23 protein-coding genes are annotated in these 19,411 nt (G+C 57.3%); 8 read left to right on the forward strand and 15 right to left on the reverse strand.

Annotated features, from left to right (window positions below):
- Positions 1-2: 2 nt before the first annotated feature.
- Positions 3-1,430, reverse strand: a complete 1,428-nt coding sequence (locus EPL04_RS16350; RefSeq protein WP_134672253.1) for an argonaute/piwi family protein — start codon at positions 1,428-1,430, stop codon at positions 3-5.
- Positions 1,430-2,884, reverse strand: coding sequence for a hypothetical protein (locus EPL04_RS16355; RefSeq protein WP_134672254.1), 1,455 nt, complete (start codon positions 2,882-2,884; stop codon positions 1,430-1,432). Before EPL04_RS16355 ends, EPL04_RS16350 begins: the two co-directional genes overlap by 1 nt.
- Before the next feature lie 114 nt (positions 2,885-2,998).
- Here EPL04_RS16355 and EPL04_RS16360 point away from each other — a divergent pair, with 114 nt between their 5' ends.
- Positions 2,999-3,841, forward strand: a complete 843-nt coding sequence (locus EPL04_RS16360; protein WP_209019651.1) for a hypothetical protein — start codon at positions 2,999-3,001, stop codon at positions 3,839-3,841.
- A 44-nt stretch (positions 3,842-3,885) separates the two neighbouring features.
- Positions 3,886-4,611, forward strand: a complete 726-nt coding sequence (locus EPL04_RS16365; RefSeq protein WP_245154601.1) for a hypothetical protein — start codon at positions 3,886-3,888, stop codon at positions 4,609-4,611.
- Between the two features lie 40 nt (positions 4,612-4,651).
- Here the strand turns inward: EPL04_RS16365 and EPL04_RS16370 are convergent, their stop codons facing one another.
- Complete coding sequence (locus EPL04_RS16370; RefSeq protein ID WP_167599503.1) at positions 4,652-5,692, reverse strand: HEAT repeat domain-containing protein; 1,041 nt, start codon at positions 5,690-5,692, stop codon at positions 4,652-4,654.
- 139 nt (positions 5,693-5,831) lie between these two features.
- Positions 5,832-6,881: a metallophosphoesterase gene (locus EPL04_RS16375; RefSeq protein WP_134672258.1), complete on the reverse strand. Its 1,050-nt coding sequence runs from the start codon at positions 6,879-6,881 to the stop codon at positions 5,832-5,834.
- 39 nt (positions 6,882-6,920) lie between these two features.
- Between EPL04_RS16375 and EPL04_RS16380 the strand changes: the two genes are divergently transcribed.
- Both EPL04_RS16380 and EPL04_RS16385 read left to right on the forward strand, forming a co-directional pair.
- Positions 6,921-7,859 (forward strand): ADP-ribosylglycohydrolase family protein, encoded by a 939-nt coding sequence (locus EPL04_RS16380; protein WP_134672259.1) that lies wholly within the window; start codon positions 6,921-6,923, stop codon positions 7,857-7,859.
- 131 nt (positions 7,860-7,990) lie between these two features.
- Positions 7,991-8,500 carry a metal-dependent hydrolase gene (locus EPL04_RS16385; RefSeq protein WP_134672323.1) on the forward strand — a complete coding sequence of 170 codons (510 nt, stop codon included), beginning with the start codon at positions 7,991-7,993 and terminating at the stop codon, positions 8,498-8,500.
- 67 nt (positions 8,501-8,567) lie between these two features.
- Here EPL04_RS16385 and EPL04_RS16390 read toward each other — a convergent pair whose 3' ends face one another.
- Positions 8,568-9,470: a hypothetical protein gene (locus EPL04_RS16390; RefSeq protein WP_134672260.1), complete on the reverse strand. Its 903-nt coding sequence runs from the start codon at positions 9,468-9,470 to the stop codon at positions 8,568-8,570.
- Between the two features lie 108 nt (positions 9,471-9,578).
- Positions 9,579-10,505, reverse strand: a complete 927-nt coding sequence (locus tag EPL04_RS16395; protein ID WP_134672261.1) for an ArdC-like ssDNA-binding domain-containing protein — start codon at positions 10,503-10,505, stop codon at positions 9,579-9,581.
- A 210-nt stretch (positions 10,506-10,715) separates the two neighbouring features.
- Between EPL04_RS16395 and EPL04_RS16400 the strand changes: the two genes are divergently transcribed.
- Positions 10,716-11,270, forward strand: coding sequence for a hypothetical protein (locus tag EPL04_RS16400; protein WP_134672262.1), 555 nt, complete (start codon positions 10,716-10,718; stop codon positions 11,268-11,270).
- A 129-nt stretch (positions 11,271-11,399) separates the two neighbouring features.
- Here the strand turns inward: EPL04_RS16400 and EPL04_RS16405 are convergent, their stop codons facing one another.
- The 3 genes from EPL04_RS16405 to EPL04_RS16420 all read right to left on the reverse strand — a co-directional run bounded on the left by EPL04_RS16405 (position 11,400) and on the right by EPL04_RS16420 (position 13,656).
- The gene (locus tag EPL04_RS16405; protein ID WP_134672263.1) at positions 11,400-11,762 is read right to left on the reverse strand and encodes a hypothetical protein; all 363 of its coding nucleotides are present in this window, start codon (positions 11,760-11,762) and stop codon (positions 11,400-11,402) included.
- A gap of 74 nt (positions 11,763-11,836) precedes the next feature.
- Complete coding sequence (locus EPL04_RS16410) at positions 11,837-12,838, reverse strand: DUF6610 family protein (protein WP_134672264.1); 1,002 nt, start codon at positions 12,836-12,838, stop codon at positions 11,837-11,839.
- 398 nt (positions 12,839-13,236) lie between these two features.
- Complete coding sequence (locus tag EPL04_RS16420; protein WP_134672266.1) at positions 13,237-13,656, reverse strand: hypothetical protein; 420 nt, start codon at positions 13,654-13,656, stop codon at positions 13,237-13,239.
- Between the two features lie 145 nt (positions 13,657-13,801).
- Between EPL04_RS16420 and EPL04_RS16425 the strand changes: the two genes are divergently transcribed.
- Positions 13,802-14,266, forward strand: coding sequence for a nucleoside deaminase (locus EPL04_RS16425; protein WP_134672267.1), 465 nt, complete (start codon positions 13,802-13,804; stop codon positions 14,264-14,266).
- Positions 14,267-14,333: 67 nt separating this feature from the next.
- Here the strand turns inward: EPL04_RS16425 and EPL04_RS16430 are convergent, their stop codons facing one another.
- From EPL04_RS16430 to EPL04_RS16450, 5 genes are all read right to left on the reverse strand, one after another.
- Complete coding sequence (locus EPL04_RS16430) at positions 14,334-14,654, reverse strand: hypothetical protein (protein ID WP_134672268.1); 321 nt, start codon at positions 14,652-14,654, stop codon at positions 14,334-14,336.
- Positions 14,655-14,710: 56 nt separating this feature from the next.
- Positions 14,711-14,932 (reverse strand): hypothetical protein, encoded by a 222-nt coding sequence (locus EPL04_RS19265; protein ID WP_134672269.1) that lies wholly within the window; start codon positions 14,930-14,932, stop codon positions 14,711-14,713.
- A gap of 47 nt (positions 14,933-14,979) precedes the next feature.
- A complete protein-coding gene (locus EPL04_RS16440; protein WP_134672270.1) occupies positions 14,980-15,258 on the reverse strand; it encodes a DUF7389 domain-containing protein in 279 nt (92 codons plus the stop codon).
- Positions 15,259-15,281: 23 nt separating this feature from the next.
- Positions 15,282-15,683, reverse strand: coding sequence for a DUF6166 domain-containing protein (locus EPL04_RS16445; protein WP_134672271.1), 402 nt, complete (start codon positions 15,681-15,683; stop codon positions 15,282-15,284).
- A 320-nt stretch (positions 15,684-16,003) separates the two neighbouring features.
- On the reverse strand, positions 16,004-16,636 hold the full coding sequence (locus EPL04_RS16450) for an HNH endonuclease family protein (protein ID WP_134672272.1): 633 nt from the start codon (positions 16,634-16,636) through the stop codon (positions 16,004-16,006).
- Positions 16,637-16,836: 200 nt separating this feature from the next.
- On the opposite strand from EPL04_RS16450, the gene EPL04_RS16455 reads away from it, so the two are divergent.
- Positions 16,837-17,982 carry an ISH3 family transposase gene (locus EPL04_RS16455; protein ID WP_134672273.1) on the forward strand — a complete coding sequence of 382 codons (1,146 nt, stop codon included), beginning with the start codon at positions 16,837-16,839 and terminating at the stop codon, positions 17,980-17,982.
- A gap of 697 nt (positions 17,983-18,679) precedes the next feature.
- The gene (locus EPL04_RS16460; RefSeq protein WP_134672274.1) at positions 18,680-18,913 is read left to right on the forward strand and encodes a hypothetical protein; all 234 of its coding nucleotides are present in this window, start codon (positions 18,680-18,682) and stop codon (positions 18,911-18,913) included.
- 6 nt (positions 18,914-18,919) lie between these two features.
- Here EPL04_RS16460 and EPL04_RS16465 read toward each other — a convergent pair whose 3' ends face one another.
- Entirely contained in the window at positions 18,920-19,222 is a 303-nt protein-coding gene (locus EPL04_RS16465; RefSeq protein WP_134672275.1) for a hypothetical protein, read from the reverse strand.
- Positions 19,223-19,411 lie beyond the last annotated feature (189 nt).

Here is a 19,411-nt window from a genome sequence, read left to right on the forward strand (position 1 = left end):
GTTCACATATAATAGTAGTAGTGGTACGGGAACGCCCCGTCGGGGAGGTTCTGTGCCATCGGTTCTGCGAGAATGTCACTGACGGCATCGGCGATCCCGACCGTCACGGGGAGCTTCTTGCAGAAGTCAGAGCTGTTCCAATCGAGCTTCGAGAACGAGAGTATCTCCTCGCAGATTTCTCGATATGAGGTAGCGTTCACGTCCTCATGGGGACGGACGACGATTGGATTTGGAGTGCCGGACTCAGCGTACGCGGAAATCTCTGGAATGAATCCCTTCGTGTAAAGGTAATACTCTTCCCTCCCGGGAGGCAGGGCGACTGTGCCCCGCAGAGGCGGGTACTGCGTGTTGCTGAACAGGCGAATCGGGTGGTGTTCTCGGATGGTGAGGAAGTCTCGCTGTCTCACATCTTCGGAGCCAGATTTGAAGCCTTCTGTCTCCTGCTCCCAGAAGTTGGAGGACTTGTGAATAACCAACCGATCAGGGCGATCCTGCCTTCGGTCGCCGTACCGCTCCAAGATGGTTTGGATTAGCCGCTCGGCATCTCCAGCCGACAGATGTGTCCGTCCTGTGTCGGCATCGCTGGCGATGTCGGTGACCGGGTCACCACGGATGACGAAATTCTCTCCGGTCTCCATGAACACCTGCGCAATTGACGCTCTGGTGTCCGGATCCGTCCCGCGCTCATCGTAGAAGGATATGCCGGCGTAGCAGGTGTTCGATTTTAGTTCAGTGAGCTTCCATGGTCGTCCTCTTCGAGCCTTGTAGAGTAGGCCCACCGCGAGATTCCACGCCACCTCCCGGCGTGGTTGGACATCCTCTCCGCGGAGGGTCTTGGGGCCGATCAGCTGAGTCGGAGTCTGATTCAGCATCCCCAAGAGCTTGATGCGGCTTCTGAAGTCGGTGTCTGCCGTCCGAATCGTATCTACTTTCTTGCCCTCTGTGAACAGCTCAGCGAGGGTTTCTGGGATACTTACAATAACTACGTCCGGGCTCGGGGTTGTTGAGCAGACGCCCTCTATCTGGTATTTGACGTAATCCAGCGCCATCTCAACACGGTCGGCATCATCGCGGACGTCGCTCAGTGAGTCGATGTCATCATGTTCGATTTCGCCCCGCCACATCGGACGCTGATCGAACGACATCTTGAGCTCAGAGTTAGGGCCGAGTCCCGGGAACGGTTGATTCCACCGCTGTCGCTCGTCTCCTTCGGGAAGGATCCCATAACGCATGTCCTCAAGCAGGTCTCGCATCGCCGAGATAGACCAGCTATCGCCAATCAGTCCAACCCGAACCACCTCATGATTAGAGCCGTCACGCGGTGGGCAGGGCCCGTACTTCAGCAGTCCGCTCCGCGGATCCTTCGCCGTATTGCCACCGGCGAAGACGAGTTCCGGCTCCGAGAGGTAATCCACTCTGAACCCAGACATCAGTACGCGTCCACACCTCGTTGCATGAGAAGTTCCCGTTCGGCGCCATCTTTCGGAGGCCTCACGCGAAGCTCTAACCCCTCTTCGCGCTCGAACTCCAGTCGTTGGGGGTCATCCTCTATATCTGCCTCCTCAAGCGGTGGTGATTCGTCCATTCCAAGGTATGCACGCCACTGTCGGAATTGTGCCTTCAGATTATTTGGACGGTAATGGCCGCTACTTTGGAGTTTGTCATGGAGTTTGCTGGCGGTGTCGCCTTTTACGATATTGGTGCCGCGACCGGAACGAGAGAACATCCACCCAGTGTCGATGAAGGCGTAGAACTGCTCCTTATATTGCTTGACAACCGGTGCCGCATAGCGATGGGCGGTATATGCACCCCAATCCATCGCAACATCCCATCCCTCGACCCTCGTCTTTGCCGGAGAATCGTCCTCTTCGCCAGATCCCCCGCCTTCGTGTTTGAAGAGCAGGCGATTCTCGTACTGGTGGCGCACCATTCTACAATCATCGTACCCGTCGACTGCGCGTCGTCGAATCTCACGGTTGAACAGCCGCTTCGCAACGTCGGGAGCAGTATCTTCGCTCTCTAGCCAGCTGTCGAACGGTCGGCTCTGAACAGACTCCTCATCGACGAACGGACGGAGCGAGTCAGGCATCTCTTCCATTGAAACCAGGCTGTAGAACAGGCCTGATTCGACCCAGATGGGCAGGTGTCGAGGATTATCGACGTAGATGTCCTCAGGATGGTCTGCGAGGTTTTCACCGATGTAGATTGATTCTGGGAGTCCACTAATACGGAGGAAGTTAGCGACGAGAGTTTCGACTTCCCGCGAGGGCGAGTTCTCCCGGGTGTAGAAATCCCACTTGGATCGATTCACAGACCGCTCATCCTCCGCCATCTGCCCGAGGCGGTTCCAGCTGGCTCGGTGGACGAACACATCGGCGAGAAACCACTCGAAGTCTTCTACCCCGAGGCGCTGGAGGGCTGCTTCCTCGGCGTCATTCAACTTCTGGCTCTCCCTCAAGGTATCGAAGTAGTTCTTGATGTGCTCTGGTGTGTTCGTCCTTGGATCGAATATTCGCTCCCACTTGTCAAAGGCTTGGAGATAAGATGCGTAGATGTGGTACTCGAACCCTCCGTCCTGCTCACAGTAGTCGATGAAGACGCGAGCTAACTCAGTGAGGAGGTCGTCATCCAGTCGCGACAATTTGGTTCCCTTGGCCTCCACCCGCACGAACTTCTTGACGTCGTCACCGACCTTCTCACCGCTGAGATAGTGGAAATTCTCGTCGACGGTGACCGCGGCCAGGTCTTCGGTCGTGCTGTGATGATTCGACCGTCGTTCGATGCTGTATCCACGAGCGCGGAGGTATTCTTCGATCGCCTGTTTGTACTTTTCACCCTTGTCCCCACTGGCCTCGCTCGATCCTTCGTGATTGTATATCGGCATTTAGTTACTGGTTATCTGTACTCTTTGATAGAGAGTGTTTCTCCTCTATCCACAGCATAGATAAACGCATGATTCTTACGCTACGTTGATGAATCGATGCTCGGCAAATTGAGTGTGAGTGAGGTGGTTGCGCTTCTCTTCGACGAACACAGGTACGACAGTCCCCTCTCCCGAAAGGCCGTCCACAAGCTGCTCTACTTCGTGAAAGACGAATTAGACAGTGAGCGAGTTACAACCGACATCCCGACCTTCTGGTACATGTATGGCACAATGACGGCGACGGATAATACCGGCGTCCACACCGGAGGCGAGCCAAATGACGACCCGGTAATATGCGACATCGCTGCGGCTGACATCAACAGACCAGAGGGGACGATTCGGCGGGGACGTCAAGCGGCAAGTCGCGCGCTTGAACGTTACTACGACCTCGGACTTGAGGGACTCACCGACCGGATGTACGACGATGCGCCATACGAAATACAGCGACACTATCGGCGCCTGGATAAGCAGTTGGGGACTGCAGACTCGGCACAGACGACGCTCTCCTTCGATCGGAATGCTGGGCCGACGAGGGAGACACTGTACGACTTCATTGAGGACTTCCCAAGTGACTCCTTCCCCGGCTACGAGGACGATCTTCACATCTGGTACCGATTGATGAGCGCTGAACTGGACTCTTCGGGATATGACCCCAAAGAGGCCAAGAAGTATTCCAAGGCGTTCTGGCGGCTCTTCTGTCTGGAGCTAGCGGTTCGTGAGAACGACGGTCTACCACGTAAGCAAATTGAACGTGAGCTGAATCTCGACAGCCTGGACGATGCGAAGAGTCAGCTCCGCTCTCTACTCCGTAGCTGGGAGCGTGAGAAGGCGGAAGCGAACGCTCGTGACGACAGGACATCGAGAAGAGCTGCAGACGCACTCGTCTTGCCTTACATCGACTTCGAGGTGACAGGATAGGCTCCATGTCACGCTATTTCCTTGACACCGGCCCACTGGTTGGGGTGACCTTCCTCCACGACCTATGGCGCGACGAGGCCGAGCGACTCTTCGAGACCGACAACTCACTCTCCACGAGTCGGGCGGTGATTTACGAGTACTGCAACAGCACCTCGGAGAACTCACTCGATTCGGCAGAGGTGAGTTGGGAGACCGACGAAGGGAGATTCGGCGATAAGCTCTCAAAGATTCGGGCTGCGCAGACCAACTTAGGAATCAAACTCCGAAGTTACACCGATGATGAACTGAATCTGGAAACGCTCGTTGACGAGTTCATCTCTGTCACCCGCATTGAGGAGAATGTCTATCCTCAGCGTCTGATACGAGAGATTATTCGGCCCAATATTCGGAGCTTTCTCCGCGACGAGATCGGCGAACAGCAGGTGACCGGCAAGACGGCACGTGAGGCGATGGACGCGCTATGCGACACCATCATTACCGATGCACTGGAGACGCGTGCCCAACTTCAGAGCCGTCTCACGTGGGGCCCGACGAGTGAGCGGACCGAGGAGGAGCGGAACCGGCGTCTTCGGTTCGTTGATGGGTACGTTGACAAGGTAATCCTGTCCGATGCAAATCACCAGCGCAATCGGAACCTCATTGGGAAGCTAGTGACCTCGGACAAGTCGCATATGTATGGGAACCGCGACCGTATCAGGGCTGTGCTGGGGCTTCCGGTTGTATATCTCAAAGACGAGTTCGCCGACCACGACCTGCCTGCCGGCGACTGAAACTGTCGTGAAGCAGCGATGAGAACCGCCCCCGTCTAAGCTACGATATCTCGGCGATGGCCCACGATGCCAATTCTCGGACTTTCTCATCTGGGTCGGATTCGGCTACGGACCGAAGCTGGACGAGTGCGACCGTCGCGTCAAGCTGCCCGAGTGCTTTGCATGTGTTTCGACGGACGACCGGCGAAGGATCGTCCAGGAGTTCAATGAGAGCTGGAATCGCCTCCTCGACGGCCGCTCGATTATGAACGCCGACGTGAAGAACCGCGGAGGCAGCGTTCCCGCAGAGAAACTCGTCGTCACTGTGGAAACAATCAATCAGGGCTGGCACATGGTCCTCGACGGCTTCAGGGTGTTCCTTTGCAATGTCGGCAAGCAGTGCAGTTGCATTGGCGCGCACTTTTAGCGCCGATGCGGTCGTAAGCTCAGACAGGACTTCAGTGGTCGACTTCGCAGCGGCCGGATACGCGGATGTAACTGCGCCAAGCGCCGACAGGGCGTTCGTTTGGTATGACTGGTCGCGTTCGGTGATTCCCTCGACGAGCTGTGGAACTAGCGGCTTCACCTCTTCGGGATACTCGTGCGCGATTTGCGAAAGAATGTACATCGCATTCGTTCGGATCGTCTCATTCTCGACGTCCAGCAAGGCACTGAGCATCGGTGTCAGGTCGACGAACGCCTGCGTATCTGTACTCGCGAGTTCGACGCAGCATCCCGTCGCAGCCTGCGTACTCTCAGAATCATCAAGCGAGATTCGCTCGGTGATCTCTTCTTGAATTCTGAGGACAGCTGTCGGATCATTCATCGCGATCTGGCGGAGACAGCGAAGAACGATCGCGTCGTTGAGGGACGGTCGATTGAGTAAGATATCTAGGTCGTTGACAAATTCTGATCCGACGTCGTCACGGTCTCGAGCGACGTTGAGAAGGGCGATGATTGCCGCACCATGTGTGCTCGGGGCCACGGTCGGGGTCGAAATAATCTCACGCAAATCATCAAGAGGTACCTGCGACGGATCACTGATAGCGAGTTGCTGCAGGTCTGTTGCCCGCTCAGCGATGTCTTCCATGGAATCGGTCATTATTCGATTGGTTGAAATCGTACTGATAAAATTCTGTATGGTCGATACCATGCCGAGAGACACGCTCTGCATCGGAGATCCAGTGCTCTGCCACATCGTGAAGCTCGGTTAATCTTAAGAATAAGGTTAATCGTATTCGTCAGGCTCGCAGAGGATGTCTCTTACGGTGAATTGTCCCGTTTTCGACGGAGATCGTTTCGACGCTCGGTGCTAGATCCTCAGTCAAACGCTCAGTCGCACCACCACAGAACGCTGTACAATTGTTCAGAGTCTTTTCTGCTTCCGTATGAAGATGGCCGAGGGCGAGTGCATCAATCGAGATCGTGCTCTCTTCAAGGATATCCTGAAGATGGCAATCTGGCTGTGAATTACCCGTGAGCGGCGCGACTGACTGGTGCATACAGAGGAGAGTCATAACCTCGCTCGGTGGGCGTTCAAATCCGAGTTGACCAGAGTCCCATGATTTCTGATGGTCAACGCCGTAGAGTGCCACGGCATCACCGATTACAATGGGTCGGGAGCGGAGGTGCGTGGCTAACCCTGCATCACTGAACTGTTCCAGGCAGACACGTCCTGTCTTCCCTGCATGATTGCCATAGATGTAATAGAAGGAAATCTCGGCGTTCGCCAGTTCGGTGAGTGCATCATGGGCCGCTTCTTCAATTTCATCTGAAATCCCGTTCTTCGTATCGTTGTGAAAGACGTCACCGGTATGGATGACGGCATCGACCCGCTGTTCGATTGCAATATCAATCGCAGCGTTGAATCCAGCGACCGTATCGATCTTCCAGGAATTGTTCTTGTACCCGCCTGTCTCCTTCCCCAAGTGGGTATCGGTCAGATAGAGCAGCTTTGCGCGGCGTTCGTTCGGTCGAACGCCTTTGTGTTCGATTTCAAGTTTGCTCGTCCCGTGGAGTTCTCGGCCAGCTGGCCATACCTCCCCGTATGCAGAATGAAGTCTGTACCAGTGTCCTTCCTGCCAGTGGTAGTCCCGTCCATTCTTGCTTTTCGTCCAGACAGTAAACGTGAACTGCGTCCCCTTGACGTCTTCCACGGTCATCTCGAAAGCACGTCTTGAGCCTGCTCCCGGTCTGCAGGTCACAACTTTGACCGTAATGTCGAGATGCTGCTTTTTTCGAATATCAGCATAGACGTTCTCCATAGTTACTGCCCTTACCTCTGCTATCACTGATTAATAGTTTTATCACGTACCTCCGAAGGTCGGGATATGTCGTCGACTGATGAAGCTGCTGGCGTTCTTCTCGGGCTTGCGTGCGGTGATGCGCTCGGACGGCCCGTCGAATTTCACTCTTCACAACAGATTGCGCAGAAGCATGGAACGGTCACAGAGATGCTGGCCAATGGAACGCACAATCAGCCAGCAGGAACGATTACGGATGACTCCGAGATGGCACTCTGTATCGCTCGAAGTCTCGACGAGCATCGAGCGGTCAGGCCAGACGATATCGCTGAGCGCTTCGTCGCGTGGTACGATAGCGGTCCGTTCGACATCGGCCTGATGACCAGCGATGCGCTCCAGAAAATCAAACACGACGGCTCCTGGCGCGACGCCGGCCAGCAGATCTGGGAGTCGCGTCCGGAAGGCAGCAACGCCGGGAATGGAAGCGTTATGCGCTGTGCGCCGTACGCGCTCGCGTTTCGAAACGATTGGGATATACTTTCGCGGGTTAGCAGGCTCTCCTCGGCGATTACGCACGCTGATCCGCGCTGCACGTACGGGTGCGCCGTGCTGAATCTCACTCTCGCGGGCGTCCTGGCAGGGCGAGAGACACCACTCGAAGACGCACTGATCCACGTCGAGGCGGATGCACCGGCGGAACTGCTCACCGCGTTACGACCGATTCCAGACGACACGAGTCTCGAATCGCTCCGCGCAAGTGGCTACGTCATCCATACCCTGCAAGCAGCGCTGTACCATGGACTTACCGCGGACACCGCGGAGGATGCGATCGTGTCCGCGGTCAATATGGGAGATGATACGGACACGGTCGGTGCAGTTACTGGTGCGATTGCAGGCGCTCGGTTCGGAGCCAGTGCACTCCCTGAGCGGTGGCTGACAGAACTAACGTGTAGGGATGAACTCGCAACCCTCGGGTCGACTCTTGCAACGATGGAGTTCGCGGTCGACGACGATCTCATTCGCTAGCCCTCTCTCGAATGGTCGTCCGCTTGGCAACCCTCTATTGCTAAGGTTAAGATTAAGCTAAATCTTAACCAGCAGTTTACGGGCGTCTGTTGGAAAGCACCATATGAGTGGTCCACAAAACGCCGTATCGAATGTATCGTCCCGGACATTATGGCGTCGCCCTCCTAGCGTACGCGCCCATCGCGTTCATCCTCCTCGTCCTCGGATTTCGGGAGCTAGCGATTGCCGGCGGGGTCGGCGCGGTAGTGCTCGCGATGGTCCCGGATTACGATCAGCGAGTGCCCGGAATCACACACCGCGGGCCCACCCATACGGTCTGGTTCGCCGCCCTCGTCGGCAGCGTTCTCGGGGTTGGTGGTGGCTTGGTGGGGAGTTCGCAAGGCGTTCTCGCGGCGGCTGGACTCGCTGTCTTTGCGTTTCTCGTCGGCACAGTCGTAATTCTCTCCCACATCGCGGCAGATGCCCTCACGCCAGCTGGCGTTCGGCCGTTCACTCCCATTCGGACTCGGCGGTACACCTACGACCTCACGAAGGCTAAGAATCCAATCGCTAACTATGGACTCCTCGGATTGGGAGTGCTCGTGAGCGCTTTGGTGCTCGTGGCCGGCTCCGGTCTCGGCGAGTACCTGAGCCACCTCTAACGTCTTCTAAGCGTTCTGTACGAGATGGCAACCGAGAGACGGGAGAAGAGTCGTTACTGTTCTCGATTCACTGGCGAATCCAGGAGTCGAACTCGCCACGATGGCGCGTCTCACTATTCTGCCGATGTTGCAATCCAGAACTCGGGATGCGTCCATCCGGTCGTGGGATGTGCCCGGCCTTAATTTCGATGTCGACACGACGCAGATGTTTACAGCCACCCTTGGGCTCGCGTTGTTGCCAGTCGAGACATGTACACGATTTGCTAATCACGTCGACATCGTAGATGTTCCCCGACGCGGCGTGGACCTCGTACACGCCGCCTTTCTCCAGTAGCGACACGTCCATCTCCTCCTCACAGGCTCGTCGCATCCGCGGGGCCAGCTCGTCGTCTGACGGCTCTGCGGAGACCGTGTCCGGGTTTGATTCGATGAGAGACTGCGCGTCCCTGGGTTCGACCCACCCACCGTCTGGAGAGAGGGCAGCGTCATCAGGTTCGATCTGACGAGCGAGCAGATCCTCGATAGGATGGTTGTAGGGGAAGAGAAAATGCACTGCGCGCCGACCGCAATGATCGTACGAGCCACAGGCGTCAGCTGGGCCGTCCCAGACTCGCCACGCGCCCAGCGCCGTCATCACCTCCAGAACCTGTCTCGGCATCTCGTCCTGGTCCGTCTGCTCATAGAAGACGCGAAACCGGGTACAGTACTCCTGGGGATCGACGTCGGTCCACCACTCGACCTCATCACTCCACTGATCGAACATCGCCGCGTCACTCCCGTATCCGACTGTGAGGCCCGGAACGCGAGGTTCGCCCGTATGCGTGTCGTCGGCGTTGTTCTCCAGCAGCCGCAGCACTGCGAATCGAAGGTGTTCGTGCAGGGGCTGGTCGGCACTATAACCAACTTGCGGATGGCTCTCGATCGTCTGTCGCGCCTCGTCGAGGAGTAACTCGAGGGTATGTTCAGTCATGTTCATCCCGTTCTGGCCGACGCACGATCTCGCGCGCCGCCGCCCCTCCGCGGCGCAATAAAAACGTACTGCGACGCTCTGGGTTGGCCGTCGCCGTGCTACACCGGCCTACCCATCGATCACGTCGATGATCTCCTCCGCGGTGTTACTAATCCGCCCGAACCGATTCTGGATCGACTCTGGGCCGTCACCCTGCCACGCAGCCAGGTAGAACGCCGAGCCACTCGTATCGAGCCCGCAATACCGCCCGACGATGTACGCGACGGCTTCAGCCTCGACCTCGCGTTTCGCCCGTTCCTCCTCGTCGTCGACGTCGAAATGGAGGAGCGCGTGGGCATACTCGTGAATCAGCGTGACAGCGAGATCGGCCTGATTCGGGCGGGCTCTCGCCTCGACGACTGGCTGGAGGTCATGCAGACTCCGGTATTTGCAGACGCCTTTCGCGTCGCCGTGCTCCCAGTCGGCAGCATCGACGATACGAACCGTCACGCCGAGTTCATCCGCGGCACCCGTGAGTGTGGGCAGCAAGTCGTCGGCGTCTCCTGTTGCCTCGGTCTCTAGCTCGGGAAGCGGCTCACCCTCAGTCTGGGAGACGTCGAAGACAGCAGTGGGTTTGAAGCCGACAAGTCCTTTCGACCACTCGTCCGGCGACGTCTCGTCGTACTCACAGCCGCTTTGCTCGTGGTAGCTGGGCGAATTCTCGCACTCGGGACACTGCTTGGTGATGATCGGAGCCCAGATCCAGATGGCCGATTCGCCTTCCTGGACGTGCCGGTCGAACTCGTTCCGCCAAGTGTTGTACCCCGCGACCTTCGTTGCCTCGGGACACTGGAGATTGATGAGCAAGGTGTTCCGATGGGAGTAGTCGTGGAACCGACTTTGGACGTCGAGCCACTTTTGGAATTGCTGGCTGGCTTTCGCCTCGTCGGTGAGGGTGACGAGCTCGTTGATCCACCCTTCAATCGTACTGTGCATCTCGTCGTGGCGAGTCTCGGATTTTCCGAAGGCGACCCGCGAACAGGTACTCGATGACATGAGTTTCGAGTGCGGCTAACGCTCACGAACGCGAAGCGCCCCGCACCCCTCGGGGGCCAAAAAACTCTGTCTGCGGTTGCTCAGTTACTGGTCAGAATTTCTAGCGCTTCTCTGTGTTACGCTGGTGGAACGCGCATATCGACAGCAAATGCGGCTAAAACAGTGGGTGAAATATTAGTGAGATGGCTGATTAGCTCCTGATAACTGCGTATGTCGGCATTCCTCATTCAGGTCAGCGGCCATTCTATCCGGGAAAATGCTGATCCTCGATACGTTGCGGGTGCGAAGGGCCCTCGATTCTGTGATGAACCCCTTAGGCACGGCGAGTACTTCAATGCGAGTCCGTTCTGGCAACAAGAGGGATACGGGCGACGGAATGCCTGGCGGAGTGTTTCGCCGGGGGACGACGTCCTCCTCTACTGTTCCGGGAGCGTCGACGAGCACGGGGCATGTCTCAGCCATCTGCTAACCGTTGGTGGCGTATCCCGTGACGAGTCGGACGGTGCGCGGCTCGAGTTCTCAGACGTGCAGGAACTCGATCCAAAGATTTCGTACAGGGAGATTCAGGATCAGATCGGGGCGGACCGGTTCTCGGATCAGATGAACTACTGCGGCCAGGAGGGGTTCAACATCGCACAGGTAGCGGACTCGGATGTCACTCGTGTTCTGGAACTCGCCCAACCACTGAGTGCAGCTGAACAGACCACAGAATCACATCCAGACGATTCGCTCGCACGCATCGCAGATGAGTACTTTGGAGAATAGCCCCAGCGTCGCGTCTCGTTGGTTCAGAGACGCCGAGGCGTATGAAACGGGGATTTCAGGAGAAAATATTCTACTTTCTGCACGTCTACTCCACCAACTTACGTCGAAAACCGCCGAGACGGTCCGATCTTAGCCGTTTCCTCCGCCCCGGAGTGTTTGTTGATCCGGAGCGAAGCCGACTGTCACGAGATGCTCGAGGAAGGCACTGTAGCGCTTCGTATCTCCGGGTCTATCGGTTGCGAGTTTCCGCGTCCATTCGATGGCCCACTGAAAGACCGGGTCATCGACGCCACGACCATGTAGATACCACCATCGGGCGACCTTCAACACGACGATCGGGTTCGTCGGTGGAGAGCGACTGGCGAGTGCCCGAGTGATATCGGCGATCTCGTCAGGAACGTCCGCCGCATCGACTTCGCCAGTTCGTGCGTTCGTAGGCTCAACAGCGATACCGTCGACGTCAGCTGTCGCTGACTGGTGTCGCTCACTCATATGATCACCGCACGATGAAGGCTCAAGATCGAGCCCTCGCCCTCTCTGGAGGGCGCGAAAAACCGGTCGCGGCGTCACGCAGGTGGAAAGCACACGCTTTGCTCGCCAGCGAGTTCCTCGAGGTGATTCCGGTGTCGGTGCGAGAAGTAGCAGTCGTAGCTGCAATACCCACAGATGTCGCCCGTGTCGTACTCGGCGACGTACGGACCGCGCTCGGTCGTCCACACGTTCGCGCCACACTCGGTACAGGCTGCGCTCTCGATATCGCCCGGTGACGGACCCTGATACGCGAGGTCGGATCCGTCCTCCTGGGGCGTCGACTCGGACCAGACGCCCTGCGACTCCCAGAACTCACGAATTCGGGCGAGGCCGTGGCGCACGGTCTTCCGAATCGTCATATGATCGGCGTCGCGACCGCTGTCGTCCCACCCGTCGGGCGTCCAGAACTCGCCGAACTGCGCCCCACGATGGACACCGTTCCAGTCGAGGCCAACGATATCGGCCGGTGGGTCACCCGTCAGCGTCGGGTGGGTGAGCTGGTCAATCACGTCAAGCTGCTTGGGTGGACTCCCTCCGAGAATGTGGACACGTCGCCCGCGCCAGTCAGCAGGGTCAGAGAACTCGTGGGCGAGCCGATCGGCGTAGCCGCGCGAGTACCCGACGACGAGGTCATCGGGGACCGCGTGAATCGCTGCCCGGCATTTTGGGACAATCACAAGGTCCGCCGCTGGATAACTGCCCTGGATCTCGCGGGCAGCAGAAACGTATTCGTCGACCTCGTCGACGCCGTAGGCGTCACCGATCACGCCGACCTGCGGTTCGTACTCGAAAAACCGCTCGACGTATCGATCGAGGTCGGGATTTCGAAAGTCGTTATCGAGCATCCCGACCGGTAGGTCCAGGTCTGTGTACTGCTTTTGTTGGTAGGTACAGTCCTCGCGAAAGCCCGTGAGAAAGCCGAGACGGAATGCGTCAAGTGCGAAGGGAACGCGGTGAAGAAACGCTACGTGGTCGGCCTGCCGAGCGGCTGTAATTTCGGTGGCGATGCTGCTGGTCGGAGGTGTTGAAAGCGCCATCTCGAATCACCCAGAAGACGCGGGAATGATCGCCCGCGCCCGCTCTCGGGGCGAGAAAAAACCCAGCAGCGGACGCCACTATTAACCAACAACAGCAGGTAGGCGCTCCTGTTGTTGGTTAATTCATCGGTGGTACCGAGCCTCTCGTGGCTCGATCTCTCCGGCGTGGACGAGACTCGTCTGTGAATGTGCCTCCTCGTGAAGTAGATCGACGAGTGCGAACTGCGCGCAGGCAGTGAATGAGCACGCCTCGTCGAGACACCACACATCGGCGTAGGCGATGTCGGTCTGCTCGCCCGCATAGACAGGTTTCCCGATACCAAGCTGCGAGTCGCAGTCGTCGCGAGGGCAGATCGGTTCGATACGCGTGAACGTGGGGGTATCTTCCATTGAATTCATCAGTACGGGTCGTAGCTCGGCGTTATCTCGCCGGTCAGGACGCTGCTCTCGATGGCGTTGCTCTCGCCGCCTTCGAGGTCGATGATGCGATAGACGGCGTCACCGCTCCACTCGCAGTTCTCGTCGGGACATTTCGCGCTCGCGTATGCACCGTTCTCGTTGTCCAGGTGGACGCTCAAGAGGTCGAGTCGCTCGCCGCAGAGCGGACACTCCGCCGGGACCTGCACGTAGCGGTAGCCCGTCGCGACGGTGACGTCGTCCTGGTTCACCTCGACACCGTGGTTCTCCACGAGCAGGTCACGGAGCTCTGTGCGGAGATCTTTGAGGAATGTATGGCGTACGTCCTCGTTGACGGGGAGGTCGATGCTGTCGACGGTGATTGTGAGCCGATGCGCTGCCGTTTCTTCTGTATTTTCCATCGTGGTCACCTCTAGGGGGCACGTTCGTTCGCGCCCGCGCCCCTCTCGGGCGCTCAAAAAACGACCGTCGCTCGACGGCTCTCGAATCACGCTGTTACGCGTCACCCCCAACGACTTATCTGGCCGCTCGGACCAGCCTACAGATGTGACTGACACGAACGTCGACGGCTTCGACCATGACTCACATCTGCGCAGAACCTTCGAACTCGCTCGTGAGGCCGCCGATCGCGGCGACAAGCCGTTCGGCAGCGTGCTCGTCCGCGGCGATACGGTCGTCATGACCGACTCGAACCGTGAGGTCACGGAGAACGACATCCGCCGGCATCCCGAACTGCATCTCGCCTACCGTGCGTGTCGAGAACTTGACCCGGGCGAACGTGCCGAGACGGTGATGTACACGAGCACGGAGCCGTGCCCGATGTGTGCCGGGGGAATGGCCAAGGCCGGATTCGATCGGGTCGTCTACAGCGTCGGCAGCGACGAGATCGCGGAATTCACGGGTAACGAGCCGTCGGTTCAATCGGCAGAAATCCTCGACGGCATCAGCGACGTCGTCGGGCCTGTTCTGAACGACGAGGGGCGGCAGATCCACGAGGAATTCGACTGGTGACCCAGCGACGACCTGAGCCGCTATGGGGGAACATCTCTAGTTCATCACCAGTGCGGTCGAAGACGAGTTAGCAGGTGTCGTCAGCCTCACCGTCCTCGAAGAGACACTGTCCAGTAGCCTGCTCGCCCGCGAGCGTCTGTTGATCCTCGTCAGTATCGGCGAAGAGGTTAGATTGATCACTCTCGGCCGATTGCTCTACTTCGGGCCGGTCGTCGATGCCGAACTCACTCGCCGCTGGCCGATCGAGCCGTGAATCGTGGTCGTGGTGATCCACGTCCGCGCCGAAGTCCTCGAGGGAGGTTTCGACGCTCGTTTCGGTTACTTCTAGCTGGCCATCCTCGCCGAACGCGGTCTGCTGTTGAATCTCGATCTCCGGTCGGTCGCTCATGTGAATCGAGCCTCCACCCATTGGAGGCTCCGAAAAACTGCCCTACGAGTGTCGTCTCAATCCTCCTCAGCGCGGATTTCGTTGGCCCGGTGTTCGAGCCGCCGAAGGATCTGGACTCGCTCCTGATTCGCGTTCTCGTAGGCAACGCAAGCCCGTAGTGTCTCCATGTCGTTGATCGTCACGATACCGGCGTTGAGAAGCCCCGTATTTGGTGGCTCAAGCCGCTGCTCTGGTGATAGGCCACTCGATACCGGGGATTGCTCTGACGAGTTACTCACTGAGTGTCGCCTCCGCTCCTGCTGAGGCGACGAAAAACAGCGCCGAGTTACTCGTCTTCTTCCTCGGGTTGAATTTGGCGGGCGTCCTTGGCGAGGTCGTGGATGTACGCTCGAAGCGTCTCCATGTCCTCGCGGGCATCTTCTAGCGTTTTCGCCTTCACCTTGGCCTTGATCTGGTCTTCATCCCGTGTCCCGGTTCCACGTTTGAGCTTTACGGTCAGCGAGACACCGACGTCAGTGCGTTCGACGTACTCCGTTGGCGACGATCGCTCATCGTTCGCTGTCGATTCGACATCCGCACGAGACGGCTGCTTGTGTTCCGACATGTGTGGCTCTCGGTGATCGTTGTTCAGATAGACGGTGCGACTGCTTCGTCGGACGTCTCGCGAAGGACCGCGTCGATGTCACTGCCGGTGAGTCGCCAGCGCCCGTCGCGACCAGTGCAGTCCAGTTTGCTCACAACCTCGTTTTTGAACTCAGTGTATTGCGCTAGCGCAACCTCCTCATCGTCGGTGAAATCGAGCAGGAGTGCGAGCGCGAGTTGCGCCGGGCCACTCCCACCATATCCCCACTCGAACCCCGAGGGACTGTGGTTCGCCACCTCGAGACTCCGCTCCGGAGTGAGCTGTTCTTGTCCAGGTAGCTTCTCCACGATGGCATGTCCTCGCTGTCGGTAGCCGACGTAGACGATGTCGCGGTCATTCCTCGGGCGTGTCTGTTCGACTGATTGTGAGTTGATGGTTCCACTCATGGGTCTGTTCGAAGGTACTCGTTTGAGTACCCCCGCAACCCTCAGGGGGCGATAAACTCACTGCGGTCGTCGAGGTACAGAGAGGATGTTGCACGCGTTAACCAACGCGGATACGACACCGACGACTATTGTTGGCTAATAGAAGGGCGACTACTCAGTTAGTCGGTTCACGGCTTAGTAGTGGGCATCTGCCGGTAGGATACACAACTACTCGTCGGATTCGAAGACGTAGTTGAGGTGTTCGCGATGCCAAAGATACCACTGAACCCGGTATATAGAGAGGACCGGCCTACGATACATGTCGGGATTGATACTGGTTACTACGAGTCCTCGTCGATTGACGGTACTCGCCAGATGGATGCAAGCCGTTCCGCTAGGTCCTGATTCCGTTCTCGAATTGTCTCCTCGATCCACTCATCAAGATCTTCGAAGTATCCATTTAGCTCGACGTGACTTTCCATCAAGAGTTCTTGCTTTTCATCAAACGGTCGGTTCGAGAGCTCCGGATTGTAGCCACTGAGCGTTAGATTACCGAGAGAGTGGAGCCACTGGTCGTGGATACGTTCCCACTCGTCGCCAAGCATCGCCTTCCACTCCTCACCCCATTCGTTATCGTCGATTGTCTGCGGCATGACGTGCTCGATCGTGAGTTCATCATACTGAACTGGCTCTCGGTGTCCGAATTGCTCCTCGAGTGTTCGGAGAACGAGCCACGTTTTCTTCTTGTCGCGGTTGTACATATCGAATCGGTGAATACTATCGAGAAGCTCAGCGTCATCCGGCCACCCTTGACTTTCCAGATAGGTAAATAGAGATTCCTTCGCATCGTCGGCTTCGATAGAGCGCGCAGCTATCGGGAATGTCCGGTAGTAGCCTCGGGTACTCCGACCGCAAATAAACCGGCGGAGAACGAAGCTTTCCAGCCCATGTAGAATCTCGAGTAGCTCCTCCATCGAGAGATCGTCCGAATCCCATCTATGCAGTAAATTCAGAACTAGCTGATGTGCGGTCCCAATCTCGAGGTATTGGAGACGGCGTAGGGCATTCGTCAGTTCTTCATGTGGTGCCGTTTCAGGTCGTTGAATCCAGAGATAGAGATCCCCATAGTCAGTCGATCACATCGGGTTAGAGGAAGTGTCTGCTTTGGGAGGATGTGCAACAACCCGAAGCAGACAGCGAGATAGAGGAAGAGCACCTGCTTAATTTTGTCGTCAACAGCCTTGACGAAGAACTTGCGATAGGTCTCGGCGAGAACGTCGAAGTCACCACAGAGAAACTGTATGAGGTCCTCGCCGGCGCCAGCGCCGGCGGGACCTCAATCAACCACGTCTGCGAAACGACAGACGACTCACCGCACGCCAACACCGTCCGGGGACATCTCACCGATCAGTTCGACCTTGACACTGTTGAGGCGGTTGGAGACACGCTCCTCCAACGAGATGCGGTTGAGACACTCCCGGATCGGCCGGTGGAGGTCGTCGCCGACCTCCACCTCGATCCCTACTACGGCGACGAAGACGAGACAGAAGCGCTGTACTTCTCGGAAGCGAAACGCGGAACAACGGCGTTCCACGCGTATGCGACTCTCTACGCGCGGGTACGCAACAAGCGGTACACGCTGGCGGTGCGCCAGCTTGTCGCTGGCGACACCACCAGCGATGTCCTCGCTGAGTTTCTTGAACTCCTCGACGGCCTTGACCTCGGCGTCAAGGCCGTCTACCTTGATCGCGGATTCTACAACAGCACCTGTCTCGGACTGCTGTACGCGCACAACTACGCCTACGTGATGCCGATCGTCAAGTGGGGCGAGACGATTCAGGAAGAACTGAGCAGAGGCTGGAGCCGCGAGATCGAACACGATCTCGCCGGCGAGGTGACGTTTCCTGTGTTCATCGATTGCGTCTACCAGCAAGGACGATACGACGAACACGGGGTGGCGCGTCACGGCTACGCCGTTGACGCGCCGTTTATCGACACGCCGCGGGATGCACGGGAACACTACAGCAAGCGCTTCGGCATCGAGTCAAGCTACCGCTTAGCCAAGCAGAGCCTCGCGTTCACCAGTTCTCAGGACGCTGGGCTGCGGCTGGTGATGTTTGTCGTGAGCCTGCTGCTGCAGAACAGCTGGCGGTATCTTCACTGGCGGTACGTGGCGGCGCCCCGCCGCGGGGGGCGCCGCCTCTGGCAATGGTCGTTCACTGAGTTCTGTGAGATGGTGCTGCGGGCCGCTTGGACAGCGCTTGGTGTGCGCAGGGCTGTTCCAGCGAATCAGCCACTCAACGACCGGTTCTTCCGGTAGGGTAGCTGTCCACCGGTCCGGACAGCTGTCGTGAGTGGCGACGCTGTCGCGTCGGCGGCAGTCCGCCGCCGACAGCGACGTTCCATCCCGAAGATTACACTCACCAGCGCTTCGAAGACGCTCCACAACCAGTTCGATCTGATTCACCGCCACCAGACAAGATTACGCGGCCGCCGATGTGATCGACTGATACTGCACTAACGAAGTACATCCGTGGCGACAGCAAAGAGGACATCATCGCCATCTATGATAACTATACAGAGGAGAAGCGAGATACGATCCTTGATGCCATGCCAACGTTCCTCGAACCCTACGTTGAAGACTGATGCTATTGGTCGCTCCCAGTAATCATATCTGACTGTTCTTCAGCTCGCGACATGACTCAGCTCTTGTACGCGTAGATTCGCTGCTCGCTCTTTGGTGGCAAGCTATCTTACGATTTTGCCAAATTAGGATTGCTCGAACTACCCTTCCAGAACGGCCCTATACCCGTCTGAATCGTGGCTTCGTGGAACTACCCTGAACGAGCGAGTTTTCACCAACAATCTGCTTCACGAGCGATTTGTCTAATAGTGTTCTTCGCATCACCACCGGTTAGATACTCGAAACGCGGCGGAGGTGTAGCCGATTAGCGCGATAATCACGACCACAGCATGACTGCGGAACAACCAACTGTCACGACCTCAACATCGTTATTATGACGGACGAGAGAACAGAAGGAGTCGTAGTCCATCTCGTGAGTAAGCATGACGACGGTGAGATCGAGAGACAATACGACGACTGGGAGATTGTTGACGAGGGATGGATAAGATGCATCGGACCTTCTCACGGCGGTGAGCTCGACAGCGGCCATGTTCCGGTCGCCTACTACCCACCCGAGCGTGTAGTCTCGGTCAACGCCTATGAACAGCCTTCACGGAAGTCAGTTTGAATTCGGTTAGTCGTCGGTAACTACTTCTCCACATTCCTCCTCTTCAAGAAAATCGTCTAGAGAGGCGGAGTCACTATCGTCCAGGCCACGCCCGTACTCGGCATGATACTCTTTGAGAAATTCAACCTCATCAGTATCGAGATCGTACAGATCACCAACTAATTCGTCGATCTGGTTAATCAGAGGCTTGAATTCTACTGCATGAATTACGCCTTCTTCCTCAAACATCCGTTTCATTCCTGCCCATAACGATTCCGAGAGATTTTGTATTTTATCTCGGTGTTTTTTCATATCTTCTTCATCCGGCATCGGGAACGCCTCTATCTGTCCCCGAGGAAAAACACACGTTCTTTTGATTACTTGACCGCGGTGCTGTCGGGCGGTTTTAGTTCTGGGGGTTGCTGGCTTGGTTGGACTGTGCTAGTACCACCACACGAGGGCGTCGGGGCGTCCGCCGAATTTTCCTTGGGTTTTCCACAATGAAAATCACTACCCGTC

The organism is Halorussus marinus (assembly GCF_004521895.1).
In the GTDB taxonomy this organism is placed as follows: domain Archaea; phylum Halobacteriota; class Halobacteria; order Halobacteriales; family Haladaptataceae; genus Halorussus; species Halorussus marinus.